The following is a 12,432-nucleotide window of genomic DNA, read 5'->3' as shown; positions in this document are numbered from 1 at the left end:
AAGGCGATCATCTTGTTCTGCAGGCCGTCGAGCACGCCGGCCAGGACCTGGTGTTCGCGCTCCGTCAGCTGGCAAAGTCGAGATGCGATAGTGTCGGTGCCGGAGGCCCCGCAGAAGGCTCTCTTCAGGGCCGTCGCCCGGTTGATGGCCGCGATCAGCACCGCGTCTGCAAAAGGCTCCTCCAGGCAATCCGCCGCCCCGGCCTTCATCGCCTGAACAGCCGTCGTGACATCGCCGTGGCCGGTGATGACGATTGCCGGAATGTCCGCGTTGAAGCGCCGCAGGTGCTTCAACAGCTCCATGGCGTCGAGCTGCGGCATCCTGAGGTCGGTGACGAGGCAGCCTCCTTCCGACATCGAATTCCGACATCGAAGCACCATCCAGAAACGCCTTTGCCGAGTCATGCGTGCGGACGGCAAATCCTGCGGAGACCAGCAGGAACGTCAGGGATCGTCTAAACGGCTCCGCGTCATCGACGAGATGGACTGTAAGGTCGTTCGCCATCAGTTGAGCTCTCCGGCAACGCAGGCGACAACGAGAAAGATTGAAACCTTCTCCATGGCCGGTGCGTGCGATCGTTCATCACAAGGCGCGCGCAACCTTGCGAGTAACCGGACAGTGCGGGCAATGGCTTGCTGTTCGGCCCTCGTGCGCCTGTTTCGTTTCTCCGACTATGACGCTGTCTTCTGACTGTGACGCGACATTATCATCTTCGGCCGGATGGTCGGCGTAATATCACGTAACCTCTATCGGAGATGGCATCGTCAACCCAACATCGCGTCCCGATGGCCAGCACGAGTTGCTCTCCTGGCTTGACCTTTCCCTATCCGGTCGGCCCTTCGCCATGATCAACGCATCGTTGCGATAGGCCTGGAACGATCCCGCTTGTCAGCGGTTTGATGTTACTTGCAAGAGTGCGTTGAATGCGGAGCTGACTGAATGAGCCAAGAGCGCGGGCGGCGAAAGCTGATGTTGCGGCTTCCTGATATCCGTCATCTTCTAGCCGGGATGGTCAGCGAGACGCTGGGCGAGATGCTTGAAGCGTATGACCTTGCTGGCGACGCGCTGGACCGGTTTCGAAAGCAGAGCCCGAAGGAAGAGAACCTTATCAGGGAGTATGAGTAGCTTTGCCGCGAAATTGAGCAGGAGGTTTTGATCTATTGTACGAGCCGGGAAGCTTTGGGGTAAACAGACGCGCGGTTAGTCGCCGACGGGGCGTTGGACAAAATTCAATCAATCTTCAGGCTTTCCAGCTTGCTGTCGGCCGCTATCTCCGCAGCATCCCTCGGTCCTGTTGATACCTCGGACGGCCAAGCCCAGGCGCGCAGCAATTCGTAGAAGACGCTGAGAACGATCGGCCCCAGGAACAGACCCAGCAGACCGTATGACAGGGTGCCGCCAATCACGCCAATCAGGATAACCAGCATTGGGGTCGCGAGGCCTCGCGCCATCAAGACCGGTTTCAAGACGTTGTCCACGACCATGATGGGAACCGCCACGACGGTAAAGACCAATGCGATCGAAGCCGGCCAGGAGAACCACGCCCAAACGATCGCCGGAAGCAGCACGAGTCCAGGCCCGAGCTGCATCACACAGAGGACGAATACCAGGAAAGTCAGTGCCCCGCGCGCCGGGATGCCGAAGACGGCAAAGCACAGCCCGCACAGCAGTGTCTGCAGGAAAGCGACGCCGATGACGCCCCGCGAGACACTCCGCACTGTCGTTCCGGCCAAACGCGCAAAGCCAACGCCCTTATCGCCGGCAATCCGGTGTGCCAGCACCTGGATCGCCGCAGCCAGTCGTCCCGACATGGTGAGAAAGACGCCCGAGAGAATGATCGAGACGATGAAGCTCAATACGCCGCCGCCGATCGATGCAAGTTTTGCAACAACGACGCCCATGACTTCAAGAATCGGCGCTTGAAACTTGATGATGGTCGAAGCGAGATTGCTTGCTACCTGGTCCCAGGCAGCATGAACGCGCTCCCCGATAACAGGCCAGTCGCGTATGGTCTCCGGCGCGGGTGGCAAGGTGAAGTTGTCTGCCTTCAGCTTACCGACAAGCGCCTGGATCGCATCGGCGAAACTGGTAACGACAAGCGCCAATGGCGCGATGATCAACACAAGGCAGGCCACGACCACAATGGTAGCGGCGATGACTGGCCGGTTTCCGAGAAGTCTCGAAAGCGCCTCGAACATCGGAAAGAGCGCCACTGCAAGGATGGCCGACCAAACGACGATCAGCGCGAAAGGGGCGATGAGAAGCAGGGTCCAATAGGCGAACAGGCCGATGATCCCAAGTTTGACAAGGTCGCTTACTCTTGCCTCTATGGAAATCTGTCCGGCATCGGTTCTTTGCGTTGCCCTCTCGTTTGCCTGCTCCATTGTCGCATCCCGTCCTCCGCATTCACGATCGAGCCCTTCTATGGTGTCACCTCGGGCACGACGTGTCTGATGCTCTGGTCGTCGATGTAGTCCGACGGGCGCTTCTGGCGCTTCCCGAGATCGGGTGCCCGGAACTTTACGCGCTCATAAGGGATCGATTGCAGGATGTGCGAGATGCAGTTGATCCTGGCGCGCTCCTTGTCGTCGGAGGGCACGATCCACCATGGCGCGTGGTTGCTGTCGGTCATCCGCAGCATCTCGTCATAGGCCCGTGTATAGTCCCACCAGCGCTGGTAGGACTCGACGTCCATCGGGCTGAGTTTCCACTGCCTGACCGGATCATCGATGCGGCGCTTGAAGCGGCGTTCCTGCTCTTCCTCGCTGACGGTCAGGAAATACTTCAGCAGAATGACGCCGCTTTCGACGATTGCGGCCTCGAAGCGGGGTGCCAGTTCAAGGAAGCGCTGGGCTTTCTTCTCGCTGGCGAAGCCCATCACGCGGTCAACGCCCGCACGATTGTACCAGCTGCGATCGAAGATCACGATCTCGCCGGCCGCGGGCAAGTGCGCAATATAGCGCTGCATATAGATTTGGGTTTTCTCGCGATCGGTGGGAGCGGGCAACGCGACGACACGGAAGACGCGTGGACTGACCTTCTCCGTTATCCGCTTGATCATGCCACCTTTGCCGGCGGCGTCACGTCCTTCGAAGATGATGACGATCCGGGCGCCCGATTTCTTTATCCACGCCTGCAGATGCGCCAGTTCGATCTGCAGCCGCTTGATCTCTTTGTTGTAATCCCACGATTTCGCCTTCTTCTGCTTGCCCTTGCGTTCCGTCGGCATGTCATGCTTCGCATCGTATACTTCGTCCATCATTCCCTCCATTATGTCGCCCAAGCTCACTGCCCTGCGGAATTGCCTATGAGCGTCCGCAGCGCTTCTTCTCTGCCATTGAAAAGGTTGTGAGCGCCGATGGCCTTGATGATGCCGGCGCGCTCGAGGATGCCCCGGCCTTCCTCGCTGAGGTCGGCAATTGCGAAGACGATGCCCCGCTTCGCAAGGATCTCGGTCACAGCATCGAGTGCGGCCGCGCCCGTGCTATCGATATGTGTGATGGCGCTGGCATCCAGCACGAAGCATTTGGTTTCGGGGGCCAGCTCGTTCACAACCTGCATCAGCCGCATGCGCACATAATCGGCGTTGTAGAACAGGACGCTCCCCTGGATCGCGAAGACGGCCGCATCCTGGACGGGGCGAGCGTCCGGAAAGCGGGCAAGGTCGAAGAAACCGTGCCGTCCTTCGATGTGGCCGAGCAGCCCATCGCGCGGAAACATTGTCTTGCGAAGGAGGTAGACGAGGGTTGCGGCAACGGCGACGATCACGCCGTTGAGAACGCCGAAGCTGATTGCGCCCCACATGGCGATCAGCGCGAAGACGAATTCCATGCGGCTGATCCGCCAGATCTTACGCAGCTCATGGACATCGATGAGGCTGATGGCTGCCGATGCAAGGATCGCCGCAAGTGCAGGAATCGGAAGTATCCGCAGTGCGCTATGCAGGAAAACAAGTGCTGCAATCAGCGTGGCGGCCGAAACCAGACCTGCGGCTTGTGAAACGCCGCCGGTCGACAAGTTTATAGCCGTTCTCGAATCCGACATGCTGATGGGAAACGAGCCGAACAGGCCGGGTGCAATGTTGGCAGCGCCAAGGCCGATCAGCTCCTGATTGGCATCAACCTCTTCGCCGGTCCGCGATCCAAAGCTTCGCGCGGTTACGATGCCAGCGCCGAAGCTCACGAGAAAGATCGCAGCCGAACCAAGCACGATCTTGTCGAACGGCATCGCGTAAAATGCCGGCAGGGAGAGCGTCGGCAGCCCAATCGGAATGTCGCCGACGACGGCGATGCCGTGGCCCCGGAAGTTGAAGAGCGCAGAGAGAATGACGGAAATGACCACCACGAGAACGGGGCCTGGAACCTTGAGGTTGAACGCCTTGACGATCCAGAGCAGCGCAAACATCGACAGGCCGAACAGGAGCGACGGCCAGTGAATGGATGCGCTCTTTCCAAGGGTCTCGACGAGCGGCGGGATCAGCCCATCCGACTCGATTTTCACCCCGGTGAAGCGGCCGATCTGCCCGACCAGAATGGAGAGCGACACGCCTGCGAAGAACCCAACAAGGATGGGACGGGATAGAAAGCTTGCCAGGACGCCGAGCCTCAGCAGTTTCGCAGCAATGCAGAAGACACCGACGCCGAGGGCGAGGGCCGAGGCGATGGCAACCCGATCGACGCTGGCGGCCGCGGGCTCGGCTGCGATGATGGCGGCCATCGCGGCCGCAAGCACGGTCATGGTTGCGGCGTCGGGGCCGACGATCAGGAGCCGGGAAGGACCGAAGATCGCGTAGGCGATCGGAGCAACGATGCTTGCGTAGATGCCGGTTTCCGGCGGCAGACCGGCGATCGCGGGATAGGCGATAGCGCTCGGCAGGCCCACCGCGGCGATCGACAGCCCGGCCGGAATATCGCTGCGGAGCCAATCTCGATTGAAACCGGCCAACCCCCGCAACAACGGAAGACTGCCTATCACCGCTCGCTCCTTATCGTTTGTCGTTGGCTCCTCTTTCCCGCCGTCGCGCCTGCATCGCCGACGGTCGAAGAGGCCGGCGTCTCATATTAGTGTTCGAGAAACACGAAGTTCATCCAACTGCTCATACGCAGCAGCACCTTCCGGAGAATTGCGACGTGGTGCCAGTGGTCGGTATAGACAGCGACCTCCGCGACGACACCGCCTGGTAGTTGGTAGTCGCGGGTGTCTTCGAGCAGTTCGATGCGCGCCAGCGTCTGGCCGGGCGAAACTCGCTCGGGCGATTGCGGGTCGATCAGTGCGCCGCTCGGCTGTAACTGGCCTTGGGCCATCACGTCGATGACTTCCTGAACCCGTGCTTTGAAAATCTTGCCGGGCACCGCTTTGAAAGCCACTTCTGCTTCGTCACCGACGCGGACACGCTGCAGCGAGTTCTGGATGAACGCCGCCGCCAGCATGCGATCCTGACTATCGATGAAGACCATCACCGGCCTCAGGGGAAGCGGGTTCGCCATCATGCCCGGCCGGAGAAAGACCTGCGTCACATAGCCATCACTTGGCGCCCGGATCGTTGTCTGGTCGAGGTCATATTCGGCATTGCGCAACTGGGCCTGCAACCTCGCCACCGTGGGGTTCGTGCCATTGATCTCGGATTCATAGGCGAGCCTTGCCTGCGCCGCCTGTGCGCGTGCAGTATCAACCGCAGCCTCCGAGGTGAGATAGATGCCGCGCCGGTTCTCGACTTCGAGCTCGGAATAGACGGCGCCCCTGCCGCTCGACTTTGCATTTTCATTCGATGCCTGGAATTTCTCGAACGCCTGCAGCGACCGATCCCGCGAGGCTTCCGCACCCGTGACCGCTGCGTTGGCGGCGTCGAGCGCGGCCTTCAATTGTCGAACCGTTTGCTCGGCCTCCGCAAGAGAGGCTTTTGTCTGGTCCACCGTATATTGATAGGGTCGCGGATCAATGCGGAAGAGAACATCGCCCTTCTTCAGCGGAACGTTCGGCGAGACCGGGACATCGATAACCTGCCCCCCGACCACCGGGATGACAGGAGCGGACGTGAAGTAGATGCGCCCATCGCTCGAATAAGGATGGTTGTAGCTCATCAGAAGAATAAGCGCGGAGATGATGAATATTCCGCCAAGGACGGCAGTCGCGAGCGACCACTGGTTCACTGGAATCCGAAATAACTTGAAGATTGTCCAGCAGATCGCGGCGTAGGTGAGCATGAGGAGCAGTTCCATCAGGCGTTCTCCCTCTCCGGCGTTTTCGCCTCAAGCTCTGCTATCCGCGCATGTAGACGGGCAATCTCCGCGTTCGCTTCGGCCTCCGCCGAGAGCTTTCCATCCGGGCGAATGCCCCAGCCGCGATCTTCCCGGTAGAGCGTGGCCCAGATGAAAAGGAAGGGCCAAATGACGTGGAGCGTGAAAAGGCTGACCCATCCCGCAACGTGTATCGCGTCCTGATGAGGATGATTTCGAGCCTTGGCTATCAGATGCGGAATGTCGTGGATCGCGATCACCGCGTAGAACAGGGTGACGACGACGAAAACCAGCACGCCCAAGGCAAAATAGTCGAGAAACACGGCCCCTCCTTTTCGGCTTGGTCCAGCCGAGCCGTTCGGCGCTATCGACCCTGCAATAGTAGACCCGCTTTGGCGCAAACGCCCGTAGCATCGCGTAACCTCTATCGCTTCGATGAAGACGGTTCGGTGCTGAAGAGTGACCGTGAATGGCCGTCGCGGCCGATCGCTTGAGGCGGCGAATTTGTTCAGCGCACGACCGAACCGGCTTTACGCGCCCGGGAAGCCGACCAACCGTAGGATCGCGTAAGTTACGCCTCTGCCCTCAGCAGGCGTTATATACTGTGACAATCTGCTTAACGCGTTTCGATTGCGGAGGCGGGCATGACTTCGGGAGAAAGCAACTCGACCCATTTGTCCGTTCTCGAGACGGCCGAGGCGCATTTTCCTGACCAAAAGAGGCTGGTGCAGCGACTTTTTTATGTGAATGAGGCATTTCGCAGCATGTGTGAGGATCTGGTCGCCGCAGCGGAGGCCTTGGCGCATGTCGAAGGCCTGCCGGACAACCTGCGGGAAGCGCGGCGGCAAGAATACGCCGCTCTAGTCGATGCCCTTTTGAAAGAAATGGGCGAGGCACTCGCCCAGTCGAAAATCGTAATGCTCAGGAGGCCCTCGGACACCAGGCCGAGATCTCCGTGAGGCACGCATCATTGCAACTGTTTGATTCAAAGGAGATCGATGCGCGATGAAAGCAATTTCCCGCAGGCTGCTCGGCGGACTATCAGCCCTCGCAATCATATCGTTGCATCCCGGCCCGCTGGCGTATTCGCAGACGCCAACACCCACGCCAAACCCCGCGCCCGCTCAGGCTGTCGAGGCTAAGGCGGAAACCGAACTGCTTTCCGAGGATGATCTCGAGGTCCTTGTGGCGCGCATCGCGCTTTATCCGGATGAACTTGTCGCCGCGATCTCTGCGGCGTCGCTGTTTCCCTTGCAGGTCGTGGAGGCTGCCCGCTTCCTTGAGGCCAAAAAGAAGGACGCCAACCTCAAGCCGAAGGACGATTGGGACGGAAGCGTCATCTCGCTTCTGAACTATCCGGACATCATCAAGATGATGAGCGAGGATCTCGATTGGACGCAATCGCTTGCTGATGCACTTACCAATCAGCAGAAGGACGTGCTGATCGCCATTCAGCAGCTTCGCGACGAGGCGGTGGCGAAGGACGTCATCAAGACCGACGACAAGATCACCGTGGTGACGGAGAATGAAAACATCGTCATACGGCCGACCAATCCGGAGAAGGTCTACATCCCGCAATATCCACCCGAAATGTTCTATGAACCGGGCTACGCAGCTGCGCCGATCTCCTATTATCCCGATTCCTACGACAGCTACTATTATCCGGGCGCCGCATTCTTCGCCGGTGCGATCACCGGGATCGCATGGGGCGCCATCGTCAACTGGGACGATTGGGGCGTATGGGGTGGTGATTGGGGCGGCGACATCGACGTCGACTGCAACAACTGCTTCAACGACCGGAACTTCAACGGCAAGGTCAAGTGGAACGACATCGACTGGACCAAGGTCGACCGGAGTAAGCTAAATATCGGAAAGGATCAGCTTGCCAATCTCGATCGTTCAGCGATCAAGTCCAGCCTCCAGTCCGACAACCGCAACCAGATCAAGAACAAGGTCAGCAACCGCCAAGGCAACATCGGGCCGGGCACTAGGGACATCAGCGACCGTGCCGACGACATCCGCAAGGGCACGGTCCAAGGCTTGAAGGCAAATCCGGGATCGGCGGGAAATCTCGCCGCCAATCGACCGGGCGCTTCTCGGCCGGAAGCCCGTCCAGGCAATGCGGGCAATCGTCAGGCTAACGTGGCGAACCGTCCATCAAAGCCGGCGGCGAAAGCAAACAAGAAGCCCAGCGCGCCGAAGATGGCAGCGCGAGCCGACAATCGGCCACGCCAGTCAAGCGCCCTCGGCAACATGCAGTCCGGCCGCCGCGAAGCGGTTGCTTCCAAGCGAGGAGGGCAGAGCATGGGAGGCGGGCATCGCGGTGGGTCTCGCGCTGCCAGTCGCCCGCCTCCGAGGCCGCACGGCGGCGGCGGTCGCGGCGGTGGACGCGGCGGCGGTGGGCGCGGCGGCGGCCGGCGTTAGGTTCCAAGCTTTTCAGATGACCGGAGACAAACCATGACACTACGGTTGAGATTGATCCCGCTGCTGCTCGGTACGGCGCTGTCCCTGGCTTTCGAAGCTCCGTCCACGGCCCAGATGCAGACGGACCTTTCGGAGTTCGCGGCCGGAACCCCGCCATCATTCGACGATCCATCGGCGGCGCTTCAGCGGTTCAAGACCGTGCTGAGCGACGATGATCTCGACGGTTTGGCAAAGCTCCTCGGCCTGGATGCCGCCAAGCTGCGGTCCAGCAACGAGGCCATGGCAAGCTATGGCCTCATCCGCCAGGGCGCGGCACGGCAGTTGCGCCTTCAGGCTGTAGGAGATCGCCAGATCGTTCAAGTGGGAGATGTCCTCTGGCCGTTGCCATTCCCGCTGTCGAAGGACAAGAATGGCAAGTGGGCGTTCGATACCGAGGTTGGGCTGCAGGAAATCGTCAACCGTCGCATCGGCGAGAATGAACTCTCGACGATCCAGACCATGCACGACTATGTCGCGGCCCAGCGCGAATATGCGTCCGAGGATCGGGATGGGGACGGCATTTACGAATATGCCCAAAGGCTGATCAGCAGTCCCGGCAAGGTGGACGGTCTGTACTGGGATCCAAGTGTGTATGGTGAAGAAAGCCCGGCAGGCGCTATGGTTGAAACGGCCGCCTTCGACAAAGCCAAGCGCGGTGAGGGCTACTTTGGATATCGCTATCGCATCCTGACGGGGCAGGGAGACAATGTGCTCGGCGGCAAGCAAAGCTATATCGTCAACGGCCACATGACTGGCGGCTTTGCGCTGCTCGCCTGGCCGGTCAAATATCGGGTGACCGGCGTGCAGACATTCATCATCAACGGAGTGAGCGTCGTCTACCAACGCGACCTGGGGCCGCAGACGGAAGAGCGGGCCGCGGCGATCAAGGACTTCAATCCCGATTCCAACTGGACTGTCGTTCGCGACTAGCGCGGACCGGCGATGTCGTGCGCGACGGCGGAGAGCGCCCGCCTTCGCGCGATTGGAGTACCGCCGCCCGCCAGCGTTCGCCCACGCCGTCGGGGCAGGGCGGGGATCTCTTCGCTCGTCATTTCATGCAGATCGTCCATCAATCGACGGGCGTGCACGGAATTCTGATCATGTTTGTATAGGGTAGCCTTACTGCAAGACATCGGTCAGCCGGCGCCATTGCGCCAGCTACCGTTGCAGACCAAAGACTTTCGCGCAATTTCTCCGCCGATACCAAAGCGGGAACGATCACTCGATGGGCGGCTCCCACGTCAGGAACAAGCCGACGTCGCCCGGCATGCCGTCCGGAAAGTTGATGATCGCTGCCTTCAGCCCGTAGCCCTGGGGCTTGGCGATCTGCTCGAAAAGCTCATGCAGTTCCTTGGCCTTCCCCTGGAGCGTCTGCTGCCAGCCGGGAAGGTTATTGTTGATAGCACGGCCGCTATCGGTGCAGAAGCTCGAAGGGAAACTATAGATCAGGGCTTCGTACTTTCCGTCGGTGGCCGCTTTCATGACCAGCCGCTTGATGACGGCGCGCTCGGTTTCATCGATATGCTTGCGGAAAAAATCATCCACGAACTCGGCGTGCTTCTTTGCCTCGCGCGCCTTTATCTTTTCGTCGCGCTCCATCTCCTTAAGCTGAAGCTCAAGGGCCCGTTTGCGCAGTTCTTCCGCGCTGGTCATTGGATGGGATTTGGACGTCTCCGTTGATGTCATCGCCATAGCCTCCAAAATTTGAGGAGATGATAGGGCGATTGAAGACGCTAAGGCAGTAAAATACGCGTCCCTGGAGGTAGCATACGGTAGGTTACGTTTGGCGTTTTTTGGCGGTTAGCGGAAACCGACGCGTTGTGCCGATCAGGCTTCCAGATGATGGGGTAGTGCCTGAGAAGCCCTATGCCGCCGCCGCTCTAACGAACGAGCCGTTTTCCGCGCCGTGCGCAGTTGGTCGATCGTGGGCTGCCACCAAATGGCACCAGCGGTTTCTTGGGCCGTGCCGGGCCGCGATGGCCATGTTCTGACGAGTTCCTCCAGTGTTGCGGGACGCCAGCGTCCCCAAATGTACGTATCGTCTGCAGGAATGTCGGCGTAGAAGGAACGAAGGATTTCCGGATCGACCAGTTCCCCGCCGATGCCGGTAAAGATGACGATGCCATAGGTCGGCGTCATCACCGGGCGGCCGAGGGGTGGAGGGTCGTCGGGCACCAACGGGTAGCGCCGGCGGCGCCGTTCGCCTGCGCGGAGACGCGAGGCTCTTTCCTTGTCCGTTCCGCGTCGTTCCGCCTGCCGCCTTTTGCGCTCCTCAGGCTCGTTGCGCCTAGCAGCGGCCTCGATATGATCCCAGTGGCCGCGTAGCGCCTCGTAAGACCGATAAGGAACCGTCCAGATCCTCCGGTCCGGATCCCACGAAGCAAACGGCACTTGGCGCATCTCATCAACGACTGTTCGAGAATAAGGTGTCCTCACCTCCAGACGATCGTCATACAGGATGAGATAATACGAGATGATAGGATCGAAAGCATAGGCGTCGCGGCCCTTGAGATCCGCGTAGGCGTCCGAGGCGGCGGCCTCCTGTTCCAGCCAGCGATCGATGCGTTGCTCGGCAGTCTTTCCCGGGACGAACCAGGCCTTAAGATCGTCATTCCAACGCGCGCGCGGAAAGGTCTTGCGAAACCGCTCGACGGTCATGCGGTCATAGGGAAATGCCGCCGTCGCGCCGGACCGGCCGCCACCCTCAATATCCTGCCCGTCTTCGCTCTTCGTGCTCATGGTGTTGCGAATGCCGTCTACGAAAGAACGTTCCACCGCAGATTACGGTTCATCGGATCCGCCAATCTGTCTTTACCGACAACCTCAGAGAAGCTCGCGGAACGTAACAGAATAGCGAAGCTGTTCGACCGGTGGAATGGAATGCTCCCATTCCGTCCGGGCCGCGCCCGACAATAGATAAGCGGAGCCGGGTTCGGCGACTATGGAAGCGCGTTGCCATTTGCCGCCTCTCTGGAGTCTCAGCCTGAAGGTACACGGCGAAAGAAGCGAGATACCGACAACCCTGCCGAACACGTGCTTGTCCTTATGCCAGCCGATCGGCGCGCCCGGCGCATATTCGCTGACAAGAGCCTGCTGCAACCGGTCGGGTTCAATGCCCGCGAAGGCCGCCGCGACATCTCGCACCGGCCGAAGGAAGGACGGGATCTCCTCCGCGCGCCTCACGCGCTGGCTCTCGAAGTCATATTTCCAGCCAAAGGACAAAACGCGCCGTTTGCCCTCGAAGCCATGGAAGTCGAAGGGCTTCAGCGGCAACTGCGGAATCTCACGAAGCAACTCCGACTGAAGATCCTCCGGGACGATATCGGGCGCGTATCGGAAGCCGTCCGGCAGGGCAGGCGGTGCGCTAGCGAACAGGTCTCCTTGAATTGAATTGGTCATAGCCACTTCCTTAAACAAGAAAGGGCGCTCGACCCTGTCGGGGAGCGCCCTTCTTCTAACCCGGACGGCTTCGAACGCCGCGACAAGTCGCCGGCAGGAGGCCATCGATACGGGAGTGAACCCTAGATATGTCTGCCGTTTTCGATTTCAAGAGGTACCGCTTGGACAATCCGGCCACGGCTTGCAGGCAAGGATCATCCTGTTTTTAGCGCCGCCAGCGTATCGTTTTTTTGCGCCGCCGCCGAAATAAGGAAATTTCCTCGTTTAAAACTACTATTTTTATAGACAATATGGAATTCATAAACGCGCGGCGCTTTCCTGAAGGAGGATCTGA

At 59.8% G+C, this 12,432-nt stretch carries 13 protein-coding genes; 4 read left to right on the top strand and 9 right to left on the bottom strand.

Translation table 11 applies throughout. The features are described 5' to 3' along the window. A partial coding sequence (locus tag ACPYOJ_RS06390) for a response regulator (protein ID WP_481415502.1) occupies positions 1-356 on the bottom strand: 356 nt, incomplete at its 3' end. A gap of 583 nt (positions 357-939) precedes the next feature. Here ACPYOJ_RS06390 and ACPYOJ_RS06385 point away from each other — a divergent pair. Beyond that, positions 940-1,125, top strand: coding sequence for a hypothetical protein (locus ACPYOJ_RS06385; RefSeq protein ID WP_481415501.1), 186 nt, complete (start codon positions 940-942; stop codon positions 1,123-1,125). A 104-nt stretch (positions 1,126-1,229) separates the two neighbouring features. Here the strand turns inward: ACPYOJ_RS06385 and ACPYOJ_RS06380 are convergent, their stop codons facing one another. The 5 genes from ACPYOJ_RS06380 to ACPYOJ_RS06360 form a co-directional block, all read right to left on the bottom strand. Continuing rightward, complete coding sequence (locus ACPYOJ_RS06380; RefSeq protein WP_481415500.1) at positions 1,230-2,384, bottom strand: AI-2E family transporter; 1,155 nt, start codon at positions 2,382-2,384, stop codon at positions 1,230-1,232. A gap of 38 nt (positions 2,385-2,422) precedes the next feature. After that, positions 2,423-3,259, bottom strand: a complete 837-nt coding sequence (ppk2, locus tag ACPYOJ_RS06375) for a polyphosphate kinase 2 (protein WP_481415499.1) — start codon at positions 3,257-3,259, stop codon at positions 2,423-2,425. 26 nt (positions 3,260-3,285) lie between these two features. After that, positions 3,286-4,974 (bottom strand): SulP family inorganic anion transporter, encoded by a 1,689-nt coding sequence (locus tag ACPYOJ_RS06370; protein ID WP_481415498.1) that lies wholly within the window; start codon positions 4,972-4,974, stop codon positions 3,286-3,288. Positions 4,975-5,060: 86 nt separating this feature from the next. Further along, complete coding sequence (locus tag ACPYOJ_RS06365) at positions 5,061-6,218, bottom strand: HlyD family secretion protein (RefSeq protein WP_481415497.1); 1,158 nt, start codon at positions 6,216-6,218, stop codon at positions 5,061-5,063. After that, positions 6,218-6,559, bottom strand: coding sequence for a DUF3302 domain-containing protein (locus tag ACPYOJ_RS06360; protein WP_481415496.1), 342 nt, complete (start codon positions 6,557-6,559; stop codon positions 6,218-6,220). Before ACPYOJ_RS06360 ends, ACPYOJ_RS06365 begins: the two co-directional genes overlap by 1 nt. Positions 6,560-6,880: 321 nt before the next feature. Between ACPYOJ_RS06360 and ACPYOJ_RS06355 the strand changes: the two genes are divergently transcribed. Genes ACPYOJ_RS06355 through ACPYOJ_RS06345 form a run of 3 tightly spaced genes read left to right on the top strand, consistent with a single transcriptional unit; the run spans position 6,881 to position 9,629 of the window. After that, positions 6,881-7,195 carry a hypothetical protein gene (locus ACPYOJ_RS06355; RefSeq protein ID WP_481415495.1) on the top strand — a complete coding sequence of 105 codons (315 nt, stop codon included), beginning with the start codon at positions 6,881-6,883 and terminating at the stop codon, positions 7,193-7,195. A gap of 46 nt (positions 7,196-7,241) precedes the next feature. Beyond that, a complete protein-coding gene (locus ACPYOJ_RS06350; RefSeq protein ID WP_481415494.1) occupies positions 7,242-8,660 on the top strand; it encodes a DUF3300 domain-containing protein in 1,419 nt (472 codons plus the stop codon). A gap of 33 nt (positions 8,661-8,693) precedes the next feature. Then, positions 8,694-9,629, top strand: coding sequence for a DUF2950 family protein (locus ACPYOJ_RS06345; RefSeq protein WP_481415493.1), 936 nt, complete (start codon positions 8,694-8,696; stop codon positions 9,627-9,629). 288 nt (positions 9,630-9,917) lie between these two features. On the opposite strand, the gene ACPYOJ_RS06340 is transcribed toward ACPYOJ_RS06345, so the two are convergent. From ACPYOJ_RS06340 to ACPYOJ_RS06330, 3 genes are all read right to left on the bottom strand, one after another. After that, complete coding sequence (locus ACPYOJ_RS06340) at positions 9,918-10,385, bottom strand: hypothetical protein (protein ID WP_481415492.1); 468 nt, start codon at positions 10,383-10,385, stop codon at positions 9,918-9,920. 141 nt (positions 10,386-10,526) lie between these two features. Beyond that, positions 10,527-11,438 carry a hypothetical protein gene (locus ACPYOJ_RS06335; protein WP_481415491.1) on the bottom strand — a complete coding sequence of 304 codons (912 nt, stop codon included), beginning with the start codon at positions 11,436-11,438 and terminating at the stop codon, positions 10,527-10,529. Between the two features lie 84 nt (positions 11,439-11,522). Continuing rightward, the gene (locus tag ACPYOJ_RS06330) at positions 11,523-12,098 is read right to left on the bottom strand and encodes an alpha-ketoglutarate-dependent dioxygenase AlkB (RefSeq protein WP_481415490.1); all 576 of its coding nucleotides are present in this window, start codon (positions 12,096-12,098) and stop codon (positions 11,523-11,525) included. Positions 12,099-12,432: the final 334 nt, after the last annotated feature.

This window comes from Rhizobium sp. SVR5-9E, from assembly GCF_056755095.1.
This window is presented reverse-complemented; position numbering and strand designations above follow the sequence as displayed.